The following is a 25610-nucleotide window of genomic DNA, read 5'->3' as shown; positions in this document are numbered from 1 at the left end:
TTCGCGCAGCCTTTTTCTTTTTTGCTCCCCCTCTTGGGCTCGAACCAAGGACCCTCTGATTAACAGTCAGATGCTCTAACCAACTGAGCTAAGGAGGAATGTTTTATCCTAAGCGGGTGCAAATATATGTGTTTCTTTAAAACACTACAAGCAAAAAATCTGCTTTTCTACTTAAAAAGCCATTTATACAAATCGTTCCCGTTGGCAAACAGCAATAGTGCAATTAAAAGGAAGAACCCAATCATCTGGGCATACTCCAAAAACTTATCGCTGGGCTTGCGGCCGGTAATCATTTCGTACAACAAAAACATAACATGGCCGCCATCCAGAGCAGGAATGGGCAAAATGTTCATAAAGGCCAAAATAATCGAAATTAATGCGGTTGTTGACCAAAAGGCGGCCCAATTCCAAGTGCCGGGAAACATGCTTCCAATGGCCGCAAATCCACCTACTCCTTTATACGCGCCTGTCTCTGGATTGAAAATTTTCTTAAGCTGCTTTACATAGCTGGACAATGTTGACACGCCTTTATCTATCCCCGCCGGAATAGCCTCCATAAAGGAATATTTTTGCGTTTTGATCTCAAAAAAACCATCATCCTGTAGGTCTTGCATGGTATACCCTCCTATTTCAAGGCCCAATTTTCCTTCATCATTCACTTTTGCGACTAATTCTGCCTGTGTTCCATCCTTACGTTTCACCACCACATCAACACTCTTCCCTTTATTTTCCTCTAAAAAGCCCATCACCTGGTCTCGGTAAACAGCTTCGGAACCATTAATGGATAAAAATTCATCTTTGGGCTGAAAGCCAACCGATTTGTTATGGGAATTTTTAGGGATTTTGTTCACAACGAAGGGAACCCGTAAACTCAGGAACCGAATTTTATCCTCATCTTCCAACAAGGTAGCAATAAAATCCACAGGTATTTCATTTTCAATACGCTGACCATCTCGCTCTATGGTATACCTATTTCCATTGATCAACTCCACAAAAACATCATCAAAAGACTTGATCTCATTCCCATCCACGGCAATAATCTTGTCTCCTGTCTTTATGCCCAACTCATCCCCAATTTGCTTTTCGGTCACCCAAACACCATCTCGGAGACTATCCATAGGAATATACTGGTCGCCATAGGAATAGGCCATTCCAATATAAATAATCACCGCTAAAATGAAGTTTACCGTGACCCCTCCCAACATAATGATCAAACGTTGCCATGCCGGTTTGCTTCTAAACTCCCAAGGCTTAGGTTCTTCCTTCATCTGCTCAGTGTCCATGCTCTCATCGATCATTCCGGAAATCTTCACATAGCCTCCAAGCGGCAACCACCCTATTCCGTACACGGTCTCCCCTATTTTCTTTTTGAAAAGTGAAAATTTCACATCAAAAAAAAGATAGAATTTCTCAACCCTGGTCTTAAAAATTTTTGCTGGAATAAAGTGTCCCAACTCGTGCAGAACAATGAGCAAGGAAAGGCTTAAAAAGAATTGTATGGTCTGTATCAATATAGGACTCATCAGCAGTCATTTGTTAAAACGCACAAAAGTAAACTTTTACAAAGTGATAAAAAAACGGCAAAACCCAGTGCAGTCGGTTTTAAGAAAGATTTGGCAACAAAACTTGGCTTTTGGCTTGAAGAATCCTGTTGGCAGCCGTAATTTTGTAGTGTGAAGTCATTTTTTGCCAAATACAAACTTTTTGCCATTGTCTTTCTGTGTCTTTCAGCAGTTATCATGTATTTGTTCTACAATGCCTTACAGCCCACAAAGATGCTTCCAGTGTACCAACCTTCCATGGTAGACCCCACTTTGGTGGACAGCACACTGCACTACAAAAAAAAGTACCACAAAATTGCTGATTTCTCCCTAACCAACCAAAATGGGGAGACCATCACCCAAGACGATTATAAGGACAAAATCTACGTGGCAGATTTCTTTTTTACCACCTGTCCTACTATTTGCCCGATCATGACCAAGAACATGGGTGATATTCAAAAATCCATTTTAGAGGATGATGAGGTTATGCTGCTTTCGCATTCGGTTACTCCTGCAATTGATTCTGTACCCCAACTAAAAAAATATGCTTTGGAAAAAGGGGTTGTGGACCGCAAATGGAATTTGGTGACCGGCGATAAAAAACACATATACGAACTGGCCCGAAAATCATACTTAGCCGTAAAAACTGATGGTGATGGGGGACCCTACGACATGATACACACCGAAAATTTCATTTTGGTGGACAAGGAAAAACGGATCAGGGGGTTTTATAACGGAACCAATCCAAAAGAAATTGACAAACTCCTCGAAGACCTTAAAATTCTTAAAGACAGTTATGCTGAGAATCCGTAATACCTTTCTTTTGGTTTTAGGATTCTATTTTGTCTTTTTTACTTATTTTTGCCCTTAATTAAATTCATTCTAAATAAGATTAGTGGCGACGGTAGCGGATTTAACATATGGGCAAAAGGGAATTATAAGGGATTTTTCGGAACATATTCTTCCCATAAAATTGTTGGAATTGGGCTGTTTGCCCGGCAACAGTGTTGAACTGGTCCAAGTTGCCCCGCTAAATGATCCCATCTACATCAATCTAAGCGGAAGTCATATTGCCATCAGAAGATCATTGGCACAACGTATTGAGCTGGATATTATTGAAGATACTTCTGGCCTATGAGTAAAACTATCAACGTTGCCCTGATCGGTAATCCCAACACCGGAAAAACCTCAGTTTTCAATCAACTTACGGGCCTAAAACAAAAGGTGGGAAATTACCCTGGTATCACCGTTGAAAAAAAGGAAGGCATCTGCAAATTGCCTGGAGAGGTAAAGGCCCATATTCTCGATCTTCCGGGCACTTACAGCCTCAACACTACTTCTTTGGATGAAAGCGTGGTAGTGGAACTGCTCCTCAATAAAAATGACAAAAATTATCCTGATGTAGCTGTGGTAATCAGTGATGTGGAAAACCTAAAAAGGAACCTACTACTATTTACACAGATCAAAGACTTGCGGATTCCCACCATTTTGGTCATTAATATGTCCGATCGCATGTCCCGTAAAGGCATATCCATTGACATTGAGGCCATGGAGCAAAAGCTCGACACCAAAATCGCATTGGTCAGTACTCGAAAAGGGGTGGGCATAGACCATATCAAAGAACTTATTGCCGATTATAAAACCCTATCCACGGCTCCAAATGTAAATACTTCAAGAATTGCCCCCGAGTATTTTGACCGTCTTCAAAAGGCTTTTCCCGGCGAAGATCTCTACAAATTATGGTTGGTCATCACCCAAGATGTCAACTTTATGCCCATAGAGAAAAAACAGATTCAAGATGCTACAGACTTTTCTACGAAGTCCAAGGATGAACTCAAAAAGTTACAGCACAAAGAGACCGTGCTGCGCTATCAGTTTATCAATAACGCCTTAAAAGAAACCTATAAGGTAGATATGATGGCCGCCAAAGGTCTGCGTGCGTCCATAGATAAAATCCTAACCCATAAGATTTTTGGTTACGTGATTTTCTTTGCGATTCTGCTGCTTATTTTTCAAGCCATTTTTGAATGGAGCTCCTACCCCATGGATTTTATTGACGCCCAGTTTGCCAACGCCAGTGAATGGATCAAGGGCACCTTACCTTCAGGAGTCTTTACCAACCTCTTGGCAGAGGGCATCTTGGCCGGAATTGGCGGTATTGTCATTTTTATTCCCCAAATTGCTTTTCTGTTCCTATTCATATCACTGTTGGAAGAATCTGGGTACATGAGCCGAGTGGTATTTTTAATGGACAAATTGATGCGTCCTTTTGGATTGAGCGGGAAAAGCGTTGTCCCCTTGATATCTGGAAATGCATGTGCCATACCTGCCATTATGGCCACCAGAACCATAGAAAATTGGAAAGAAAGGCTCATCACCATTTTAGTTACCCCCTTTACCACATGTTCTGCCAGATTGCCCGTTTATCTGATCTTAATTGCACTTGTTATCCCCGAAGGTTCTCTATTGGGATTGAGCTATCAGGCATTGACTCTGATGCTTTTGTATCTCATCGGATTTGGCATGGCTCTTTTTTCGGCAATGGTCCTCAATAAAATTTTAAAGATAAAAAGTCGATCACTTTTTATGGTAGAAATGCCCACCTACCGATTACCTCTTATTAAAAATGTGGCCTATACGGTTTTGGAAAAGACCAAAAGCTTTGTGTTTGGAGCGGGGAAAATCATTTTGGCTATTTCCATCGTACTTTGGTTTTTGGGCTCCAACGGATATTCAGATGACTTTCACAATGCCGAAGATATAGTTACGGAACGGATAGCGGAGCAAGGTCTGAGCGACTACAGCAAAAATTATATTCAGAACCATATCAGTTCATACGAGCAAGAGGTAGAGTTAAATACGGAGGACCTAAATCCGGACCAACTCCAGGATTCCATTCAAGCCCTAAAATATAGCTTGATGGAACGCGCCAAAGCTCAAGAAATTGCCAGTTATAAGTTGGAGCATTCCTATATTGGCCAAGCTGGAAAGGCATTTGAACCATTGGTAAAGCCTTTGGGCTACGATTGGAAAATTGGGATTGCAGTTCTGACCTCTTTTGCCGCCCGGGAAGTTTTTGTGGGCACACTGGCAACAATTTACAGCGTGGGCAGCAATGAGGAAGAAACCATCAAAAGCGGAATGGCGGCCGAGTTGGATGCCTCGGGCGACCCCCTGTTCAATTTGCCTACTGGTATCTCTTTGATGCTGTTTTATGCCTTTGCTATGCAATGTATGAGCACTTTGGCCATTGTAAAACGTGAGACCAACTCTTGGAAATGGCCAATGCTACAACTGGCATTTATGAGTGTTTTTGCGTATCTTGTTGCTTTAGCCGCCTATCAAATCCTTAACTAATGGAAGCTGCACAGCACATATTGGTCTACATCACTTTAACCGCTGCTGTGGGATATTTGGTCTGGAAGTTTCTACTGCCCAAATCATTGATTTCTGGAAAAAGGAAAAGTTCCAAGTCCTGCGGACAAGATGATTGTGGTTGTAGCTAGTTTTCTTTCCCCCTGTTCCAATTACCTTCTTATGTATGGGAGAAATTTTTTTCATTTTTTCACTTCCTTGGTGTAACCTTTTTCAATTTTCTGACTATTTAAAACAAACGCCAACTAGAAACATTGCTTGGAAACACTTTCAGATGAAATACTGATGCAAAAAGTTGCCGAGGGCAATTTAGACCTGCTCAAGATTCTTTTTGATCGACATCACAAACACGTTTACAACTTTTTGTACAAGATGTCCGGTGATAGCATGTTGAGCGAAGATCTTACACAGGATGTGTTTTACAAGTTGATTAAATATAGAAGTTCATACAAAAATGGGGCGTTTGTGTCTTGGTTGTTCACCATAGCCCGTAACAATTTGAGGGGTCATTTTACCCGAAACCACAAATCTCATGAAGATGTGAACTCGCTCACGTACAAGCTTGTGGAAGTAGAAAGTACGAACCTTGAAGATTATTCACAATTGGAGTTTGCACTAAGTCAATTAAATCCTTCGGATCGTGAGCTGATTATTCTAAATCGGTTTAAAGAAATACGGTACGAAGAGCTGGCAGAAATAATGGGCAGTACCCCAGGTGCAATCAAGACCAAGGTTTGCAGAGTATTACAAAAATTAAAGAAAATCTATCTAGAAAATAATTGACCATGGAAAAGAACCATATTTCGGATTTGATCCCAGAATATTTGGATGGAGTCCTTGGAGGAGAGATGCAAAAACAAGTGGAAGAGCATCTGTCCCACTGTTCACGATGTGAGCAGGAAATGGAAGAAATGAAGCTCCTTTTCAACGCTTTCCAAACGGAAACCGTCGCTGTTCCATCAGAAAGACTCAAATCCAAATTTGAGGAAGCTTTGGAAGCGGAAAAAGCCCCAAAAGGAAAGGTGATGCCTTTACCCGCCCAGGAAAAATCGAATTGGACCAGCAGCGTCCTTAAGATTGCCGCGAGTATTGCGCTTCTGGTAGCAGCTTTTCAAATGGGCAGCTTGTTTGAACAGCGCAAGGTCGAGGCGGATTTGACACAACTTCAAGATGAAGCCGAGCGAATGAAGCAAACGGCCATGCTGTCGCTCATGGAAAACCAATCTGCCAGCAAACGCATTCAAGGGGTGAATTATATAGAGGAATTTGAACAACCCGATGAAGCTATCATCCAAGCATTGGCCAACCGCCTGCTCCACGATGAAAATGACAACGTGCGCCTGACAGCTTTTGAAGCGCTTTCAAAATTCACTTACTCCGAAACGGTTAAAGACACTTTCATTGAAGTATTGGGGCAAGAAAAGAACCCAAGTATTCAGGTGGCCATTATCCAGGCATTGGTGCAAATCCAAGAGCGGAAAGCGGCTGAACCCATGAAAAAGCTATTGGAAAAAGAGGACACACAGCCCTTTATCAAAGAACAAATCAAGGCAGTATTGCCCAGTATTACATAAACATCAAAAAACGAAAATCATGAGAAAATTGACACTATTATTTTTGGCATTGGCCTTAAGTGCCATAACCTATTCCCAAAACGATTTCACCAAATCACTAAACGGAATAGAATGGGTTAAAATTGAATCGAAGGCAGACGTAACATTGCGAACGTCAAACACCAACGAATTGCGGATTAAGGCAAGTCATAAAATGCATGTTCCTGAAAAATCTAAGGGTCTGCGTTTGGTAGGCGAAGGCGGAAACGACAATACCGATGTGGGCTTTTACGTAGTTCAGGATGGCAACACCCTTATTGTTCAGAATCTGAGAAAAACAGAAGGTGCTGAAATCTTCTTGCCCAAAACACAAAATGTATCAGTGAAAAGTACCTGGAACGGAGACATTGAAATTGATGGATTTATCGGTGAGGTGGAAGCTGATGCCCAACTTAACGGAAGCATTGAGATTGTAAATGTTAATGGCCCGGTGACCGCCAATACCTTAAATGGTCAGATTGCCGTTCAATTTGGAACAGTAAAACAAGATTTTCCCATCTCGATCTATTCCACCAACGGTGCTGTGGATGTCACGCTTCCAGGGAATACTTCCGCCGATTTATCCTTGAGTTCAACCAACGGAGAAATCTACACCAACTTTGAACTGGAACGGGAAGAGAAGAACGGATTAAAATCAGTCTCTGGCAGAAAGGTAAGTGCGGCCATTAACAGTGGCGGTGTAAAAATCTCCCTCCGATCCACCAATGGAAACATCTATCTAAGAAAACAATAATCAGAAAACGAAGTATCATGAAAAAAATAATCATTGTTGCATTTATGGGATTGTCCGTGCTATCTCTCAGTGCCCAAAAAATCATTGAAAAAAACATCAACTATGGTGGCCAGTTCATCGATTTGGATGTAAAATTTGCCTCAGACATTGAAGTCAAGACTTGGGATAAATCCACAGTGTATTTCAAGGCCGACATCACTACAGAAGAAGGGAAATATCTTGACCTTTATAAACTCAAGGTTGACGAAGGTAGCAGTACCATTAGCATTGTATCTGATGCCAAAGCCCTTTTCGAGGCCTTCCATGACGAATGGAATAACAGCAATCCAGACAAAAAGAAACGCTACTATTTCAACGGTACCACGTACGAGTTCAATTATGTGCTGTACGTACCAAAAAATGCCCGTTTTAAGGTAAGCAGTATCAATGGAAATCTCTCGGCAGAACTCATTGAGGGTGATTTTACAGCGGATCTTATCAATGGTGATATCAACATCAAAAAATATAGTGGGGATATGGACCTTAAGACCATCAATGGAGAAATTGACCTTACTATGACGAATACTAAAATGGTGGCCGAAACCCTTAATGGTAACATTTATGCAGACGAAAATCTTAAGCTACAGGTAACGGACAGGCACGTAGGCCAAAAAGTGGAGGGCAGTTTTGACAACGCCATGCACCGTCTTAAACTGAACACCATAAATGGAAATATGTATTTGCGGCTTTAAATCAAATTGGAAATAAAGGAGTACAGCAGCAAGGCCCAACCAATCACCAAAAGTAGTCCGCCAATGGGTGTAATCGGGCCCAAAAATCGAAGTTTTTCGCCTTTGCCCGCACTAAGACAAAGAGCATAAATACTGAAAGAGAACAACAGGGTTCCAAAAATGAAGCAGTTGACGATGGCCGAATCCAACGGCCCGTCAAAACCAAGATTGAAACCCAGTACCAACAGGACAATGGCATGGTACATTTGGTATTTGACCCCTGTCTCAAAACTATGCAATAGTTCAGGGGTCAATTTCTTTTTTAGGGCATGTGCGCCAAATGCTCCAAAGATGACAGCCAATAATCCGTAAATGGCTCCCATAAGCTGTGTTAAAAAAATTGTCCCCATAGTTAATTGATTTGTTTAAAGATCAATACTGATCTCATAATCCGAAGTTACCTTAAAAGCGCATTCCTTGTATTTGGGAGGACCGAATGTATGCATTTTGGCTCTGGAAAAAGCCACTTTTTCCTTTGGAATGCCCAGCCAATTGGTATCCAGTTTGCCATTTCCATTTTCATCATGGAAAACCGCCACGGCGTATTCCCCAATGGGTAAGTCTGCAATCTGTAAGGTGACGACACCTTCGCGGGCCGGGACACTTCCCGTTTTTAAAACACCGTCAAAAGACAAAAAAGTTTCATCTGAATCGTACAGAGCAACACTGACATGGCCATTGGTAGAATCCACATTTTTAACATGTACTGAAATGGTGTTTTGTGCGAACAGCGAAAGGGGTAACAACAAAATCCCGAAAAAAATCATTTTCATGGCTAGGAAGCTTTTTTAAAAATTATTTTGACATTTCGAGGTTGTCTTGCATTTTGGATTGCAAAATAGCATATATTTTTTGGGTCTCCAGACTATCCTGCATGTTAAAATATAGTTGCAGTGTGTCATGGTGCACCAGTTTTATCTTTTGTTGTCTCAAATCGTCCACAAAAACATAGACTTTTGTATTGCGGATGGAATCCTTGAAGACGCCTTTTTCCTTTGCCATCCATGAAAAACCGGAAGAGCGTTCCATTTCAGGAAGTTTCTCCACAAATAGGATGCTATCCATGTCTGCTATGGAAATACGTTGATGATAGATTCCAGAAAAAATCTTGAATTGCCCATCCTCAATGTTGTCCCAGTTTTTGTAGTGGGCCACAAATGCGAGCAAACAGACAATCAGTGTAAGAACTATGAGGACGTTCCACAGCCAATGTCTTTTTTTCTTATTCATTTTCTTTATCCGTTCTAAACTTATCGAACCAAGCAATAGTATGGGCCACTTTGGCCATTAAATTGCTCGGCTTGTTGGCAATGCCATGGCCTGCCCCGGGAATCTCCACCAAAACTGTCTCAATTTTCCGAAGTTTTAAGGCATGGTACAACTGTTTGGCCTCACTTGGAGGTGTTCGCAAATCGTCCATGCCCACCATCACCATGGTTGGGGTCTGTACATTACCAACGAGTGAAATGGGTGAAAATTTCCAGTAGCCTTCAAAGTTTTCCCAAGGCTGCCCCGGATATCGGCTTTCAGCATAATAAAAATAGTTGTCGGCGGTCAAGGTTTTGCTGATCCAATTCATAACCGGTTTCGCCACCACAGCCGCTTCAAAACGATTGTTCTTTCCAATGATCCAGGCCGACATGATTCCTCCGGCACTACCTCCGGTCACAAAAAGTTGGTCTTCATGGGCGATGCCTTTCTGGATGCAGAAGTCCACGCCGTCCATTACATCATTATAATCTTCCCCGGGGTAATTATTGTACAACAAGTTGGCGAACTCTTCACCGTAGCTGGTACTTCCCCTAGCATTTGGGTAAAAGACAATATACCCGGCAGCCGCATACAACTGCATTTCAATGGAGAACCGATCTCCATAATTTGCAATAGGGCCGCCATGGTTCTCCACCATAAAGGGATATTTTTTGTTCTTGTCGTAATTGGGAGGATAAACCACCCACCCTTGAATATCGCGACCATCCACAGAAGATTTATACCAAATCTCTTCCACTTGGCCCAAGTTTCTATAATTGAGCAGTGCATTGTTTAAACTGGTAATTCTGGCTGGATTTTTAGACCTTGATGCTAGAATGGCGATATCGGCAGGGTACTCTGGTCTGGTTTGGGTATAGGCAATAGTGCCATTGTTTGAAACACTGTACGACCCTCCGGAATACGGTCTTCCTAAGCTTGTACCCCCTACATTGTCCACAAGTTTAGTGATCTTTCCATCAAGGGAAACCAGCCCTACTTTCCCATTTCCTTTGTCGTCATAATAGACATAAATCCCATCCCCCTTCGCATTCCATTGAATATCCGAAACTGAACGGTCCAATCCTTCTGAAATAACACGCTTGTTACTGCCATCACTATTCATAATGTGTAATTTATCGGTTTGATGGGCCTGTGTCTTATCCTCGTAACCTACATAAGCTATATATTTCCCATCCGGTGAAACCTGTGGTTCCTGATCCGGACCATTACGATCGGTCAAAGCTACAATAGTTCCGGTTTCCACGGCAACGGAATAGATTTCACTATTTCGAAAGCGATATTCCCAATCCTGTACCCTATTGGCGGAAAAGTAAATCTTTGACCCATCCTTGGCCCAAGATAAGGTACCTCGGTGATGCCAGTCGCCAGAGGTGATTTGGCGAGGCGCACCTCCATTAGACGGAATCACAAAAATATGATTGAACCCAGGGGCAATGTATCCACGTCCATCCGCTTCGTGGTACAAGCGATCGGTAATTCTTGGAGCTTCTTCCCATTTTGCGCCTTTAGGTTTTGCCGGAATTTTAGCAATAACAGGGGGTGCCTTCGGCACATTCATTGAAAAGGCCAACTGACTTCCATCTGGGGACCAAGTCAACGAACTTGGACTAAAAGGAAGTTGGGTCAATCTGGCCACCTTGCCCGTAGCTGCCCAATACATATAAATTTCAGAACCTTCGTCCGTGCTACTGGTAAATGCAATCCGATCTCCACTTGGGGACCAGCGAGGGTTGCTCTCACTAGCCTCATTTGCCGTTAGTTTCTGGTTTTGGCTTCCATCAGACTTGATTAACCAAAGGTTACCCGATGATTTATCGCCCATAATGTCAAAACCCATTCGTTGGTACACTACCCATTCCCCATTTGGAGAAATTTGGGGGTCGGAGGCATATTGCAAATCAAAAATATCGAGATAGGAAAAGTCCTTTTTTTGTGCTGAAGAGAATTGGACTACCGTTCCAAGGAAAAGAAAAAGAATTAGTTTGCGCATTGTTCTGGTTTTTGAAGTTTTTAAAAGTAATGCAATTCCATTTAGGATTCAAGACGATACTTTCCTATTATCTTTGAAAAGTAATTTTTGGATTATGGACTTTGCCAACAAAACCATTTTAATCACAGGTGCCTCTCGTGGCATTGGAAAAGCAACGGCAATGGCCTTTGCGGAAAAGGGCGCAAAAGTCGGACTAAATTACAGAAGTAATGATGAAGCCGCTGAGATCACTTTAAAAGAATTGCCCGGCAAAGGGCATCAACTTTTTAAACGGGATATTTCCCAAAAATCAGAAACCGAAGCTTTGATCAATGATTTTGTAAAAGAATTTGGTCGGCTTGATGTGCTGGTAAACAATGCTGGCATTTCCATTTTTCATGAAATTGATTCGGTGGACTTTGACCACTGGACCCATGCCTGGGAAAAGACCTTTGAAACCAACCTTTTTGCCACCGCCAATCTTTGTTATTGGGCTGCACAAGCCATGATGAAAACCGGTGGAGGACATATCGTGAATGTTTCTTCCCGTGGCGCTTTCAGGGGTGAGCCCACCAAACCTGCATACGGTGCCAGCAAAGCTGCCTTGAACGCCATGAGTCAGTCGTTGGCCAAAAAATTGCCCCCCCACAACATTTATGTTGGGGTGGTAGCACCCGGATTTACGGAAACCGAAATGGCAGCAAAGACCCTCACCCCTGAGGAACGTGAAAATTTATTGCGTGAATCTCCATTTAAACGAATGGCCCAGCCCGAAGAGGTGGCCCACGCCATTTTATTTTTGGCCTCGGACAAAGCTGCCTACTCTTCTGGGACTATAATTGATGTGAACGGTGCCAGTTATTTGAGAAGCTGATCCATTGACCGTAGTTATCCCTTAATTTTCGTGAAATCTTTGATTTGATGTATCGAAAACAAGCAAATCGCTACGCCAAATATTTCTCGATACATTCCGAAATACTTTCGGAACACTCGAAATGACCTATTTTTGCTACAATGAAAGCCGCCACTGTTGCACAAATCAAAAAAGAACTCCAGTTTAAATCGCAAGAAGAAGTAATGCAGCTTTGTCTGCGCTTGGCGCGATTCAAAAAAGAAAACAAAGAGCTACTCACTTACTTGCTTTTCGAATCGGACAGTGAGGAAGGCTACATTGAAACGGTAAAAAAAGAGATGGATGCCATGTTCGCGGAAATCAACATCAACAGTTATTTCTACATTAAAAAAAGTGTCCGGAAAATCCTTCGAACCGTTAAAAAATATATCCGGTATTCGGGTAATAAGGCGACCGAAGTGGAACTACTATTGTATTTCTGTGAAAAACTGAAGTCTTTTCGGCCAAGCATCCAACGAAATACAACCCTTAAAAATCTGTACCAGCGTCAATTGGACTATATTGAGAAGAAAATACCCGCGCTGCATGAGGATCTACAGCATGATTATTCATTGATCTTGGCAGAATTACGTTGAAGAATATGGTCATAAAGTAGTATCACCTAAAGAATAAAACATCCTTGCGGAACTTTTTAACTCCACATTTTGTATAGCCCCAGTTCCTTCAAAGTGAATAACAATCCCTTTTATGTGCCGTGGGGTCTCTGGCCCATTCATGGTGTAAGCCTGTTCTCCGTTGATCAAAATCCGGGCAACGCCAAGCTTTGAAATCAATTCAAGGCTAACAAAATTTGTAAAGTCGACCCCAAAAGCGGAAAGGTCGTTCCTTTTCCCGTCGATAGTTTTATCAAAAGCCAAAACATTCAAATTGGAAGCACACCCCTTTTTTGCCAATGGAATACCAATGGCACCTCCATCGTATAGTACATACAACTGAAAGCTCCGACACCCACTCAACCCCTGCTCGAAGGTATTTTTAACCGCCATGGATAAGTCAAAATCATCCGTGTAAATTCCACCAAAATCCTTAACAAGATATAAGCTGGATCTTACATTTATGGTCTTAGGGTCAATTCCGTATTCGGCCAAAGTTTCATGGGAAACGGAAACTCCATTGTTATCCTTAATCTCTTCCTTTTTAAGATAAATTGGAAGGGAATCTCGTTCAATGACACCCAGCCAATCCTTGGTTTGGATAAAGACATCGTACTCTTTTACAATGGTCCCATCCACCACCAATTTTGATTTAAAAAAACCTGGGCGATAGTAAATGCTTGTTGCTACGCTATCTTGTCTGTTGATGGCCACCCGTTTATTTTTATCCCAACTTTGTTGAATTTCAATTTTTGCGAGGTCATCCGCTGCCGAAGCATCGTACTCAAAAATCACAGAATTGGGAATCTCATCACTAACAGGTCTGCTTTTGAACTCAAATTCCGATGCGTCAATACTTTTTCTAGTGGTAAGTGCACCAAATATAGTAGCCAAAATCGCTATCCCCATAAGTATTAAAACAATGGTAGGAAGATGAAAACGGCCAACGTGCTTTTTCTTGCTTCTTACTGCCGTATTAGTAGCTGCACTGTTGGCAAATTCACGCCAGTTTTTGTGTCCGCTAAATTCCGAAAGGATATCCAAAGTCGCGGAGCTTGGATTCGCCACCAACTCGGCCCGGCCCCAAATCCTTTTTAAGGTAGTAACGCTCAACCGCTTCTTGGTACTATCAAAAATAAGGTCACTCAACTCCTCAAAATCCCTATTGCTCCACTCCGAACCACTGCCCCAACCCAAGCGTTCTTCAATTTGCGCTACCAGAATATCAATCATGTGGTGTTTCGATTTTTCCATAAATCTAACAAGCGTGTGTTCAGCAACCTAGGTTGAACAGGATTAATCAGGATTGAACAAGCAATCGTTGGGCAATGGAACTCCGCTCCATTTACTTTTACTCAAAATCAAATGTACTTGTAAAATTCAAATCATTAAAAAATGAACAATTCAATCAACAAACTGGTATCGGTAATTCTGTGTGTGGCTTTCAGTTTTACTTTTTATGCGCAAGGCCCAAAACAAAACAAACCTGTAGAATTTCCCTTCACAGAAAAATATTGGTCTGCCCTGACCGACAATGTGGAATTCACTACCTACAAATCTGTTTCCGCAGCAAAAAGCACCGATGGTAATCCAATAGGTCTTATGCTCAAGGACTTTGATTTTTCCACAGGAACCATTGAGTTTGATGTTGAACTCAAAGGTCGTGGGTTCCCTGGAATCACATTTCATGTGGACAAGGATACCCTAAACTCAGAAACCTTCTATCTACGCTATTTTGGCAAGCCACAGCCACTGCGTAGAAACAACATGCAATATGCCGCGGTCGTGGACAAGGTCAATCTTTGGGACCTCACCGACGATTACCAAGCTGCCGCACAACTTTACGAGAACCAATGGAACCATGTTAAATTGGTAATTTCCGAAAATCAGATGAGAGCGTATGTCAACGACATGGAAAACGTGGCCCTTTGGGTACCCGCTCTGGAAGGGTTGACAAAATCTGGTGGCATTGGTCTTTCAGGTGACGTGGTTTATGCAAATATGGTAGTGACACCGAACACTCTTGAGGGGATACCTTCATCTGCCGGGTACGATCCTACTGCCAACGATTCCCGCTATTTACGTAATTGGCTAGTATCGGAACCTATCAATTTCCCGTTTGGCAAGGATTTGATGAAACAAATATTTGTAAGTCCGGGAGTGGTCATTGACTCCACACTCTTTGGCAGCACATGGAAACCATTGCAAGCAGGCCAAAGATCTATGGTAAACCTCACCAAAAAATATGGGGGCACTAAACAAGGCGAAAGAAGGCTGGCATGGTTGAAAACCACCATTACCTCGGATAAGATGCAAAAGAAAAAATTGAACTTTGGGTTTAGTGATGAGGTTTGGGTCTTTATCAATGGAAACCCATTGTACATCGACAAAAACTACTATGGTACCCCGGGCATGAAAGAGCCTCTCGGAAGAGCCACTATTGAAAACACCATCATTGAAATTCCTCTGCAAGAAGGTGAAAACGAAATTTTAATTGGTTTGACCAGCTATTTTTATGGATGGGGCATGATTGCACGATGGGAAAATAATGATGGTATTATCTTCTAATATCAACACCATAGCAATAAGGCCAATGTGGTACAAATCGCATTGGCTTTTCTATTGAATCTTCAGTGCAGGTATTGCTTTCATCATAACAGGATTTTATCCGTAATCGATTCAAAAAGATTCAGTAAATTGGGGTTTTGACAAACGACTCAACTCAATTTTACATGATGAAAATTCAACCCACCTCAGCGAGGATCCAGGTAATGCTTACTTGTTTGCTCTCACTATTGCTTATCCAAACACAAAATGCCCAAAATACCGTAGCCGTTGACACTAGTTTTTACAGCGGTTTTGAATGGCGTAACATTGGCCCCAATCGTGGAGGGCGGTCTTTAGGCTGTGCCGGAAGTCCATCTCGACCCTTCGAATACTATTTTGGAGCCACCGGAGGTGGACTCTGGAAAACCATTGATGGCGGAAATACATGGTCTTGTGTTACGGATGGGCAAATTACAAGTTCCTCCGTCGGTGCGGTGGCCGTGGCAGAGACCAATCCCGATGTGGTCTATATTGGTATGGGTGAGACCCAGCTGCGCGGAAGCATCACACAAGGCGATGGGGTTTACAAAACCACCGATGGTGGAAAAACCTGGACCCATTTGGGACTTGAAGAAACACAGGCCATTGCCCGAGTTCGTGTGGACCCGACCAACGAAAATATTGTTTATGTAGCCGCTCTTGGGCATCCTTATGGAGACAACCCAGAACGTGGGGTTTTTAAAAGTACCGATGGTGGGAAAACGTGGAAGAAGGTTTTGTATGTCAGTGATAAAACCGGGGCTGCTGATTTGATCATTGACCGGAATAATCCCAATGTGCTCTATGCCAGCACTTGGCAGGTATACCGAAAAGCATGGAAAATGTGGGGTGGTGGACCTGAATGCAAATTGTGGAAATCCACAGATGGCGGTGAAACTTGGACCGACCTTACCCAAAATCCCGGAATGCCTAAAGGCCCTATCGGAAAAATTGGGGTAACCGTATCCCCTGTGGATTCCAACAGGGTTTGGGCCGTTGTTGAAGCCAATGAAGGTGGTGTTTTCCGTTCGGATGATGCAGGAAAGACTTGGGAATTGACCAACAATGAGCGTAAATTGAGACAACGGGCCTTTTATTATTCCAGATTGGTCGCAGACCCCAAGGATAAGGATGTGGTCTATGGATTGAATGTGGATTTCTATAAATCCACAGATGGCGGAAAAACGTTTGATGTGGAAATTGAAGTCCCTCATGGAGACAATCATGATCTGTGGATTGACCCCAATAATCCAGATAGAATGGTCAGTTCCAACGATGGGGGTGGAACCGTAAGCATCAATGGCGGAAAAACATGGACAGCGGAAGACTATCCTACTTCGCAATTTTATCATGTGATGGCCACAAGTGATGTACCTTATCACGTAGTGGGCGCCCAACAAGATAATTCCACCTTGGCCATACCAAGCGATGGATGGGATTTTATGCAGGCCAGAGGGCCTAGCCCCGATTGGTATTACGCTGTGGGTGGCGGTGAAAGCGGTTGGATTACCCAAAGCCCTACCGATCCAGATATTTTTTACGCTGGGAGCCAAGGTGCTTTGCTCACCCGCTATGACCGGAGCAATGGCCAGATCCGGGATATTCAAGTATACCCTCGGTTTTTCTCTGGGGAACCTGCAAGTGCCCTTCCAGAACGTTGGCAATGGACCTTCCCCATAATGTTCGCGCCTAAGGACCCGAATGTGATGTACACCTGCTCCCAACATGTTTGGAAAACCACCAATGATGGTCAGACGTGGGAGAAAATTAGTCCAGATCTCACCTATGCAGACCCCGAGACCTTAGGCAAAACGGGAGGGGTGATCACCAACGATATGAACGGGCCAGAAATATACGCTACTGTTTTTGCATTGGCTCCTTCAAATCACGATATCAATACCATTTGGGCAGGATCGGATGATGGAAAAATCCATATCACCCGTGACGGGGGAAAAAATTGGACGGACATCACTCCTACAAATCTTCCAAAGTATTCAAGGGTGAGTATCATTGAAGAGTCGGTTCACAACCCAGGTACCTTGTACGTGGCCGCCAACCGATATCAGGTAGATGACCGCGAGCCTTATGTTTTTAAAACACATGATTACGGAAAAACTTGGACCAAAATCATTGATGGAATAGCACCGGGACACTTTGCCCGTGCCATTCGTGAAGATCACCAAAGAGAGGGATTGCTCTTTTTGGCGACGGAACATGGGGTTTATTTTTCCATTAATGCCGGGGGCCAATGGCAATCCCTTCAATTGAATTTACCGGATACCCCCATCCGAGATCTTGTGATTAAGGACAATGATGTGGTATTGGGATCCCACGGAAGGGGATTTTGGATTTTGGACGACATTCAGCCTTTTAGAGAATATTCCGAAGAGCTGCGGAACAAGAAATACGCCTTGTTCAAGCCAACCGATGCCATCCGTGGAATTTATGATGCCACTTTTCAATACCATCTTCAGGAACAAGTGGACACCATTACCTTTGAGATTTTGGATGCCAATGGTAACCTCATTGATTCATTTGGGGGCAATCAGCCTAAATATGAAGAGAAAGCCGAATCCTCTTGGTGGGGCGGAAACGATAGTACCAAACCGACCACGGCGAAAGGATTGAACAGTTTTACATGGAACCTTCGCTATCCGGGCCCAACAACTTTTGATGGCATCATTATTTGGGGCGCCAAGGCAGATAGAGGCCCCAAAGCACCGTTGGGCACCTATACCCTACAGATGAAGATAGGAGATGAGGTTGTGCAAACCGCTCCGTTTAAGATTACCTTAGATCCCAATTTAGAAGGGGTTACCGCCGAAGACCTTCAAAAGCAGTTTGAACTGGCTTCCAAAATCACCAAAAAAGCAACCATTGCCAATGAAGCCGTGATACAAATTCGGGAAATCCGAAAGCAACTGGACAGTTTGGGTAAGGGAATTCCCAGTAGAAAATTTACAAAGTTGTCCGAAGATTTTATGGCAACTTTGACTGAAATCGAGAATGATTTGTATCAAACTAAAAACCAATCAGGCCAAGACCCATTGAATTTCCCCATAAAGTTGAACAATAGGTTGAATGCTTTACAACGGAGTATTGAAACTGGGGATGCCAGGCCCACCGATGGTGCCTACAAAGTATATGATGAGTTGGTAAAGGAATTGGATGGCCACATGGCCAAACTCAACAGCACTTTGGAAGAAGAGCTTCCCAAGGTGAACGCACTTTTAATGAAAGCCAATGGCTCTAAAATTATTGTGGACTAGCCCAAGCCAACATCTAAAATCATCATAATGATAAATCCACCGATAAAACCCATTGTGGCGATATCGGTGTATTTGTCTTGTTGGGTTTCGGGAATCACTTCTTCTACCACAACAAAAATCATGGCCCCGGCAGCAAAGGAAAGCGCATATGGCAATATAGGCTCAAAGGTCAATACTGCCCAGGCGCCCAAAACACCAGCTATGGGTTCCACTAGTGCAGATGCTTGGCCGTACATCCAACTCTTTCTTCGGCTTAGGCCATGCCTGCGCATGGGAACTGCAACGGCAAAACCTTCTGGAAAGTTTTGCAACCCGATACCCAAGGCCAACGCAACGGCCCCGCCAATAGTGGCGCCCTCAAAGCCTGAAGCTACGCCTCCAAAAAGCACCCCAACGGCCAACCCTTCCGGAATATTGTGGAGCGTAATGGCCAAGACCAATAGCGTGGTTCGGTGCCAAGGGGTCTTCACCCCTTCTGCCTCGTCCATCTTAAAATTGATGTGCACATGGGGCAAAATTTTATCAAGTCCAAAAATAAAGCCTGCTCCCAATAAGAAGCCGACAGCTGCTGGAATTACCTTAACAAAACCGTCACCAGGGCTCATTTCGATTCCAGGCGCCAACAGACTCCAAAAACTCGCGGCGACCATTACTCCTCCGGTAAAACCCAACATTCCATCCATCAAGGCCCGATTAGGGCTTTTGAACAGAAACACCAACCCTGCCCCAGCAGCGGTCAATCCCCATGTAAACAGTGTGGCATACAAAGCTGCCAAAATGGGATCTATTTCTTGAAAATAGTGTATTACTTGTTCCATCAGTCGTTTCTTTTTACAAATAAGTTAGATGCGATTTGATGGGAAATGCGAAGTTCATTCCCCTCCATTTCAATATGAAGCGATTGGTCAAAATCCTCTATGTCCAAAATCTTTATGGTCTTGCCCAAGGCAATACCGTTTTTATCCAAAAACTTTAAAAAGGGGGCCGAGGAATCCTTAACACCCACACAAACTCCTTTGGAATTGATGCTCATATCACTGAGTAATTGTTCGTCCCGTTCTTGAAACTTTCCATCTTTGGTTGGGATAGGATCTCCATGGGGATCATACTTGGGAAAATCCAAAAGGGCATCAATCTTATCTATCAATTTTTCACTTTTAATGTGTTCCAACTGCTCGGCCACTTCATGGACCTCATCCCAAGAAAAATCTAATTTCTTCACCAAAAAAACTTCCCACAACCGATGTTTTCGGATGATTCCCAAAGCTGTCTTTGTACCTAATTCGGTAAGGGAAACTCCCTGATACTTTTTATGATTTACCAACCCCTTTTCAGCCAGTTTCTTGGCCATATCGGTCACGGAAGACGGTTTGGTTTCCATTTGCTCCGCAATGGCATTGGTGGTTATGGGAGCGGAATCATTGCCTCCTAAATGAAAAATGGTTTTCAAATAGTTCTCTTCGGAACGGGTCATGAAAAAATTTTTTCAAAAATACATTTTTATTTGTCAAAACCAATTTTTAGTTTTGTCTAAATTTAATTTTATACATGTTGAAATCAATTTGTAAATATATCTTCATTCTATGCCTAGCGGCGTCTAACAGCAATTGCTTTGCCCAATTGGCTTCCATTAGCGGAAAGGTAACTGAAAATGGTGAAGCTCTACCCTTGGCCAATGTGCTTCTAAAGGGAACCGAAATGGGAACAGCAACGGATATTGATGGTTTATTTGAATTGACCAATATTCAACCTGGTGATTATACGTTATTGGTGACCTCATTGGGATACTTGCCCTATCAAACAAAAATCAGCGTGCAAGCCAATGAGTCCAAAACCATCAACATATCGCTGGAACCTTCGGCCCAAAGTTTGGATGAAACCGTGGTTACAGGTACCTTAAAGCCGGTAAGTAGGCTGGAAAGTCCTGTGCCAGTAGAGGTCTACTCCCCCACCTTTTTGAAAAAGAATCCAACAGCCAGCGTGTTTGATGCGCTCCAAAATGTGAACGGGGTGAGACCCCAAATCAATTGCAATGTGTGCAATACAGGGGATATCCATATCAATGGCCTGGAAGGTCCTTACACCTTGGTCCTCATTGATGGCATGCCCATTGTAAGTGGCCTAGGTACGGTGTATGGCCTTACGGGCATCCCAAACTCTCTTATTGAACAAATTGAAATTGTAAAAGGCCCAGCTTCCTCGCTTTATGGTAGCGAGGCCGTGGGTGGCCTCATCAATATTATCACCAAAAATGCACTGAGCGCACCGGAATTTTTTGCCGATGCCTTTGCCACAGGGTGGGGTGAGTACAATTTGGATATTGGAAGCAAAATCGATATCGGAAAAAAAACAAACCTCCTGTTGGGGGTCAATTATTTTAATTATGACAATCCTATCGACAACAACGGCGATAACTTTACCGATGTCACTCTTCAAGATCGAATTTCCATCTTTCAAAAGTGGGATTTTAAACGAGAGAATAGCCGGTTGTTCTCTTTGGCAGGGCGTTTTTTCTACGAAGACCGATGGGGTGGTGAAATGCAATGGACCCCAGAATTTCGTGGTGGGGATGAAATCTATGGGGAAAGTATCTACACTCGACGATGGGAAGTACTTGGAAAATATCAATTGCCATTTGAAGAAAAAGTCCTTCTTTCATTTTCATATAACGACCACAATCAAAACTCGGTTTATGGTGACACCGAATATTTGGCGGACCAACGCATAGGCTTTGCACAATTGACATGGGACAAAAAAGCCGGTGTTCACGATTTGTTGTTCGGGAGTGCAGTACGATACAATTATTATGATGATAACACTCCTGCTACCACCGAAGCCGATAACATCTGGATTCCGAGTGTATTTGCACAGGATGAAATAAAATTTGCTCCAAAGCATTCTTTTTTGGCAGGGCTCCGTTATGATTATGATAAGCGTCACGGAAATATTTTTACACCACGGGCGGCCTACAAGTGGAAAGTGTCCGACAACGACATCTTTCGGGTGAATTTTGGAACAGGTTTTCGAGTTGTGAACTTGTTTACTGAAGACCATGCTGCTCTCACAGGTGCACGAGAGGTTATTATCGCAGAAGAACTGAAACCAGAGCGCTCCGTAAATGTCAACCTCAACTATTTGAAGAAAATCTATAGCGACAATGGAACTTTTATTGGTTTGGATGCCTCTGCGTTCTATACGCATTTCTCCAATGTTATCCTACCGGATTACGATACCAACCCCAACCAAATCATTTATGATAATCTGAATGGAAAGTCAGTTTCACAAGGTATCAGTGCCAATTTGGATATCGCTTTTCCCAACGGATTCAAGGTTATGGCCGGTGCTACATGGCAAGATGTTAGCAGTACTGAGGATGGGGTAACACAACAACAAATCCTTACGGAAAGCATCACCGCAACCTGGGGACTTACCTATAGCTTCCGACCGATTGACTTAACCATTGATTACACGGGAAACTTGTATGGCCCCATGCGCTTGCCCCTGTTGGGCGAATTGGATCCCCGACGAGAATATTCCCCTACTTGGAGCATCCAAAACATTCAGTTCACTTATAAAGGGTTGGACAATTTTGAAGTATACGGCGGGATTAAAAACCTGTTGGATTGGACCCCTAATCGTGGTAACCCTTTTATTATTGCCCGTGCCAATGATCCTTTTGATAGAGAAGTTACTTTCGACAACAATGGCAATGCAGTAGCCACACCCAACAACCCTTACGCCCTTACGTTTGACCCTGCTTATGTGTATGGGCCCAACCAAGGTATTCGTGGGTTTTTTGGATTGCGATACACCATCTTCTAAGATGCTAAAAGTTTGGTTATCTTGGTAAGACTCTTTCAAAATCCATCCAATGAAAATAAATCAGCTTAAATCCATTCTATGGAGTCAATTTGGAGCAAGTATTGATATGTTGCACAATGCCATTTCCCTATGTCCAGAAAATGTATGGGACAATGAAAAAAAGTTTTGGTACAATGCCTACCATTGTATCTTCTTTTTGGATTACTATCTCACTCCAAACCCAGTGAATTTTGCTCCTCCCCCTCCGTTTGACGAATCTGAATTTGAGGACAGAATGCCCTCTCGTACCTATTCAAAGTCAGAAATTCTTGAATATTTGAGGTATTGTAGGGAAAAATGCAAGACACTCATCCATGGGTTAAACCAAGAATCTGTTCAACAACATTGGATCAACCAATCAAAAACCATGGATTACAATGTAGTTGAAATTTTACTTTACAACATGCGCCATGTTCAGCACCATGCAGCTCAGCTCAATCTTTTGCTTCGACAAGAAATTGACGATGCTCCAAGGTGGGTTCGTCATGCAAAAGATATCGTATAGGTGCCAAAGTGCTGTCCCTTTAGCTTTTAAACCAAAAAAAAGTTACTTTTAAGGTAATAGGTCGCACACCCTTAATTTGCAAAAGATGAAGCTAAACCCAAAACAAAAGAAAGAAGCCCATGATATGATGGAGCTTTGGGAAGACGATTTGTTGGAGCGTTATCCTGAAAAACCCAATAAATCCAAAGAAGAGTTCCGAAACTACGACAACCCCGTCCGAGACACGGTAAAGGAATTCTATCGGATGAACCATACTTATCAGACCTATGATTTTGTCGTTGAAAAGGAAAAGGAGTTCCTTTCGCTAAATCGCAAAGAAATGGGACTCTGGGATGCCGTGGAATATCTTAATACTTTGGTAGACGATTCCGATCCAGATATTGACTTGGACCAGACCCAACACCTTTTGCAAACCTCTGAGGCCATTCGTGCGGATGGGCAACCGGATTGGTTTGTCCTCACAGGATTCCTTCACGATTTGGGTAAAGTACTCTGTCTGTTCGGTGAGCCACAATGGGCCGTGGTAGGAGACACCTTCCCGGTGGGCTGTCAATTTTCGGACAAAATTGTCTATCCCGAATTCTTTACTTCCAATCCTGATATCAACAACGAGCAATACAACACCAGGTTGGGTGTGTACAAAGAAAATTGCGGTTTACGCAATGTGCATATGTCTTGGGGACACGATGAATACCTGTACCACGTAATGAAGGATTATCTGCCCGAGGAGGGGCTTTATATGATTCGTTATCACAGCTTTTATGCCCAACATAGGGAACATGCTTATGATCATTTGATGGACAAACATGATCATGAAATGTTCAAGTGGGTGAATAAATTCAATCCGTATGACTTGTACACCAAGGCACCGGTAAAACCCAACGTAAATGAACTACGCCCCTATTATGAGGATTTGGCCGCTAAATATCTGCCCGATACGATTCGGTTTTAGATGGTACAATTCATCAGTTTTTTTGTTTTTACGGCCTTTGTAGCTGCCTACTCCAGCTGGAAACTCAGAAAGGATAAGCTTTCCACCCAAGATGGGTATTTTTTAGGTGGGCGCAGCCTAACTGGAATCGTCATTGCAGGATCCTTGCTATTGACCAACATTTCCACCGAACATTTGGTGGGCATGAATGGTGATGCGTATAAGCATGGTGGAATTATCATTGCTTGGGAGGTCACATCGGCCTTGGCATTGGTAGCTGCCGCCCTGTATTTTGCCCCTCGCTATCTGAAAATGGGACTGACCACCATCCCTGAATTTTTAGAGAAACGTTTTGATGGCCTAACCCGAACCATGATTGCATTTTTGTTGATTATTTCCTTTGTTTCCACGCTGTTGCCTATTGTGCTATATTCAGGAGCAATTAGTATTGAGCAGATTTTTGACATTTCTGGGCTATTGGGCATCACCCAAAACGAAGGGCTTTGGCTAACCGTGGTTACCGTGGGCTGTATTGGTGCGATCTATGCCATTTTCGGTGGATTAAAGATGGTAGCGTATACCGATACGATCAATGGTTTTGGACTTCTGATTGCCGGCATCTCCATTCCTGTTATGGCGCTTTGGAGCATTGGGGATGGACATATTTTTGAAGGATTACGACTGGTCTTTGAAAAAGCCCCGGAAAAATTCAATGTCATCAGCAATGAAGTTTCAGTAGGCGAAGGTTCCCGAGATGCCATAATGCCGTTTGGAGTATTGTTCACTGGATTGATCATCAACCAGCTCTATTTTTGGACGATGCACCAATCCATTATCCAGCGGGCTTTGGGTGCCGTCAACTTAAAAGAAGCCCAAAAAGGATTGCTTTACACCGGTCTGCTGAAAATCTTGGTGCCGCTCATCATTGTCCTCCCAGGCATCATTGCTTATTACTATTTTAACGACACGTTTTACGACCAAAAGGAGTTGGTCTATCCAAGCTTGGTAAAAAAGGTCCTGCCCTTCTGGATGACAGGCTTTTTTGTAGCCGTTTTAATGGGTGCCATATTAAGTACGTTCAACAGTGCTTTGAACAGTGCGGCCACCATTTTTAGTTTGGGCATCTACAAAAGATATGTGAACAAAAACGCCAGTGAAAAGCGGTTGGTTCACATGGGTAAGGCCACATCGGCCCTACTGGCAATTTTTGCCATTGGCATTGCCCCGTTCATTGCCCATGCCCCACGAGGACTATACCAATTATTGCAACAGCTAAATGGTATCTTCTTTATTCCGATGGCCACCGTGATTCTTGCTGGTTTCTTTTTGCCCAAGGTTTCTGCTAAAGGAGCCAAAGTAGGGTTGTTGTTTGGGTTGATTTTCTATGTGGTTACCAATTTTATCTTGCAGGTAAATGTGCACTACGTGCATCTTTGGGGCATTGAGTTTGTCTTGAATATTCTTGTGATGCTACTGGTATCGCACTGGTCTCCACGAGTTAATAATTTTAGTATCACAGATGTTGGGGTGGTTGATGTTACCCAGTGGAAATATGCTAAAGGTTTCAGTCTGATTCTGGTATTGGCCACTTTGGCCGTATATGTGCTTTTGGGGCAAGTGGGTTAACTTAGTATCTCGCCTATTTCTTTTCGTTTCTAAAAGTGTTAAGTTAGATTTAG

Annotated in this window: 24 protein-coding genes and 1 tRNA gene; 16 read left to right on the top strand and 9 right to left on the bottom strand. The window is 43.0% G+C overall.

The window, feature by feature from the left end; all coding sequences use genetic code 11:
- Positions 1 to 24: 24 nt before the first annotated feature.
- Positions 25 to 98 (bottom strand) — tRNA-Asn (locus tag AB1A65_RS05380).
- A gap of 69 nt (positions 99 to 167) precedes the next feature.
- Positions 168 to 1523, bottom strand: coding sequence for an RIP metalloprotease RseP (gene rseP, locus AB1A65_RS05375; RefSeq protein WP_366586418.1), 1356 nt, complete (start codon positions 1521 to 1523; stop codon positions 168 to 170).
- A 150-nt stretch (positions 1524 to 1673) separates the two neighbouring features.
- On the opposite strand from rseP, the gene AB1A65_RS05370 reads away from it, so the two are divergent.
- The 8 genes from AB1A65_RS05370 to AB1A65_RS05335 all read left to right on the top strand — a co-directional run bounded on the left by AB1A65_RS05370 (position 1674) and on the right by AB1A65_RS05335 (position 7993).
- Positions 1674 to 2354, top strand: coding sequence for an SCO family protein (locus AB1A65_RS05370; protein WP_366586416.1), 681 nt, complete (start codon positions 1674 to 1676; stop codon positions 2352 to 2354).
- 82 nt (positions 2355 to 2436) lie between these two features.
- Positions 2437 to 2679 carry a FeoA family protein gene (locus AB1A65_RS05365; RefSeq protein WP_366586414.1) on the top strand — a complete coding sequence of 81 codons (243 nt, stop codon included), beginning with the start codon at positions 2437 to 2439 and terminating at the stop codon, positions 2677 to 2679.
- On the top strand, positions 2676 to 4898 hold the full coding sequence (feoB, locus tag AB1A65_RS05360; protein WP_366586410.1) for a ferrous iron transport protein B: 2223 nt from the start codon (positions 2676 to 2678) through the stop codon (positions 4896 to 4898). The genes AB1A65_RS05365 and feoB overlap by 4 nt, the downstream gene beginning before the upstream one ends.
- Positions 4898 to 5047 carry a hypothetical protein gene (locus tag AB1A65_RS05355; protein WP_366586407.1) on the top strand — a complete coding sequence of 50 codons (150 nt, stop codon included), beginning with the start codon at positions 4898 to 4900 and terminating at the stop codon, positions 5045 to 5047. Before feoB ends, AB1A65_RS05355 begins: the two co-directional genes overlap by 1 nt.
- Positions 5048 to 5174: 127 nt before the next feature.
- Positions 5175 to 5699, top strand: coding sequence for a sigma-70 family RNA polymerase sigma factor (locus AB1A65_RS05350; RefSeq protein ID WP_366586405.1), 525 nt, complete (start codon positions 5175 to 5177; stop codon positions 5697 to 5699).
- A gap of 2 nt (positions 5700 to 5701) precedes the next feature.
- Entirely contained in the window at positions 5702 to 6490 is a 789-nt protein-coding gene (locus tag AB1A65_RS05345) for a HEAT repeat domain-containing protein (RefSeq protein WP_366586402.1), read from the top strand.
- A 19-nt stretch (positions 6491 to 6509) separates the two neighbouring features.
- Positions 6510 to 7262 carry a DUF4097 family beta strand repeat-containing protein gene (locus AB1A65_RS05340; RefSeq protein ID WP_366586399.1) on the top strand — a complete coding sequence of 251 codons (753 nt, stop codon included), beginning with the start codon at positions 6510 to 6512 and terminating at the stop codon, positions 7260 to 7262.
- Positions 7263 to 7279: 17 nt separating this feature from the next.
- Positions 7280 to 7993: a hypothetical protein gene (locus tag AB1A65_RS05335; RefSeq protein ID WP_366586396.1), complete on the top strand. Its 714-nt coding sequence runs from the start codon at positions 7280 to 7282 to the stop codon at positions 7991 to 7993.
- On the opposite strand, the gene AB1A65_RS05330 is transcribed toward AB1A65_RS05335, so the two are convergent.
- From AB1A65_RS05330 to AB1A65_RS05315, 4 genes are read right to left on the bottom strand one after another with little or no spacing between them, the layout of a single operon-like run.
- Positions 7990 to 8382 (bottom strand): DUF423 domain-containing protein, encoded by a 393-nt coding sequence (locus AB1A65_RS05330; RefSeq protein ID WP_366586394.1) that lies wholly within the window; start codon positions 8380 to 8382, stop codon positions 7990 to 7992. The two genes, AB1A65_RS05335 and AB1A65_RS05330, sit on opposite strands and share 4 nt — an antisense overlap.
- Before the next feature lie 15 nt (positions 8383 to 8397).
- Entirely contained in the window at positions 8398 to 8805 is a 408-nt protein-coding gene (locus tag AB1A65_RS05325; RefSeq protein WP_366586392.1) for a DUF2141 domain-containing protein, read from the bottom strand.
- Between the two features lie 22 nt (positions 8806 to 8827).
- On the bottom strand, positions 8828 to 9262 hold the full coding sequence (locus AB1A65_RS05320) for a hypothetical protein (RefSeq protein WP_366586390.1): 435 nt from the start codon (positions 9260 to 9262) through the stop codon (positions 8828 to 8830).
- Positions 9255 to 11294, bottom strand: coding sequence for a S9 family peptidase (locus tag AB1A65_RS05315; RefSeq protein WP_366586388.1), 2040 nt, complete (start codon positions 11292 to 11294; stop codon positions 9255 to 9257). Before AB1A65_RS05315 ends, AB1A65_RS05320 begins: the two co-directional genes overlap by 8 nt.
- A gap of 94 nt (positions 11295 to 11388) precedes the next feature.
- Between AB1A65_RS05315 and AB1A65_RS05310 the strand changes: the two genes are divergently transcribed.
- A complete protein-coding gene (locus AB1A65_RS05310; RefSeq protein WP_366586386.1) occupies positions 11389 to 12147 on the top strand; it encodes an SDR family oxidoreductase in 759 nt (252 codons plus the stop codon).
- Between the two features lie 140 nt (positions 12148 to 12287).
- Positions 12288 to 12761: a hypothetical protein gene (locus AB1A65_RS05305; RefSeq protein WP_366586383.1), complete on the top strand. Its 474-nt coding sequence runs from the start codon at positions 12288 to 12290 to the stop codon at positions 12759 to 12761.
- A gap of 9 nt (positions 12762 to 12770) precedes the next feature.
- Here AB1A65_RS05305 and AB1A65_RS05300 read toward each other — a convergent pair whose 3' ends face one another.
- On the bottom strand, positions 12771 to 14012 hold the full coding sequence (locus AB1A65_RS05300) for a hypothetical protein (protein ID WP_366586381.1): 1242 nt from the start codon (positions 14010 to 14012) through the stop codon (positions 12771 to 12773).
- Between the two features lie 162 nt (positions 14013 to 14174).
- Between AB1A65_RS05300 and AB1A65_RS05295 the strand changes: the two genes are divergently transcribed.
- Both AB1A65_RS05295 and AB1A65_RS05290 read left to right on the top strand, forming a co-directional pair.
- Entirely contained in the window at positions 14175 to 15347 is a 1173-nt protein-coding gene (locus AB1A65_RS05295; RefSeq protein WP_366586379.1) for a hypothetical protein, read from the top strand.
- A gap of 164 nt (positions 15348 to 15511) precedes the next feature.
- Positions 15512 to 18634: a glycosyl hydrolase gene (locus tag AB1A65_RS05290; RefSeq protein ID WP_366586377.1), complete on the top strand. Its 3123-nt coding sequence runs from the start codon at positions 15512 to 15514 to the stop codon at positions 18632 to 18634.
- Here AB1A65_RS05290 and AB1A65_RS05285 read toward each other — a convergent pair.
- Both AB1A65_RS05285 and AB1A65_RS05280 read right to left on the bottom strand, forming a co-directional pair.
- Positions 18631 to 19452, bottom strand: coding sequence for a ZIP family metal transporter (locus tag AB1A65_RS05285; protein ID WP_366586374.1), 822 nt, complete (start codon positions 19450 to 19452; stop codon positions 18631 to 18633). The genes AB1A65_RS05290 and AB1A65_RS05285 overlap by 4 nt on opposite strands.
- Entirely contained in the window at positions 19452 to 20108 is a 657-nt protein-coding gene (locus tag AB1A65_RS05280; RefSeq protein WP_366586371.1) for a metal-dependent transcriptional regulator, read from the bottom strand. The genes AB1A65_RS05285 and AB1A65_RS05280 overlap by 1 nt, the downstream gene beginning before the upstream one ends.
- Positions 20109 to 20182: 74 nt before the next feature.
- On the opposite strand from AB1A65_RS05280, the gene AB1A65_RS05275 reads away from it, so the two are divergent.
- The 4 genes from AB1A65_RS05275 to AB1A65_RS05260 all read left to right on the top strand — a co-directional run bounded on the left by AB1A65_RS05275 (position 20183) and on the right by AB1A65_RS05260 (position 25557).
- Entirely contained in the window at positions 20183 to 22456 is a 2274-nt protein-coding gene (locus tag AB1A65_RS05275) for a TonB-dependent receptor (protein ID WP_366586368.1), read from the top strand.
- Between the two features lie 49 nt (positions 22457 to 22505).
- Positions 22506 to 23000, top strand: a complete 495-nt coding sequence (locus tag AB1A65_RS05270; protein ID WP_366586366.1) for a DinB family protein — start codon at positions 22506 to 22508, stop codon at positions 22998 to 23000.
- An 85-nt stretch (positions 23001 to 23085) separates the two neighbouring features.
- Positions 23086 to 23952, top strand: coding sequence for an inositol oxygenase family protein (locus AB1A65_RS05265; protein WP_366586363.1), 867 nt, complete (start codon positions 23086 to 23088; stop codon positions 23950 to 23952).
- Positions 23953 to 25557, top strand: coding sequence for a solute:sodium symporter family transporter (locus tag AB1A65_RS05260; RefSeq protein WP_366586360.1), 1605 nt, complete (start codon positions 23953 to 23955; stop codon positions 25555 to 25557).
- The last annotated feature ends 53 nt before the right edge of the window (positions 25558 to 25610 follow it).

This window comes from Allomuricauda sp. ANG21, from assembly GCF_040705235.1.
Taxonomy (GTDB): Bacteria; Bacteroidota; Bacteroidia; order Flavobacteriales; family Flavobacteriaceae; genus Flagellimonas; species Flagellimonas marina.
This window is presented reverse-complemented; position numbering and strand designations above follow the sequence as displayed.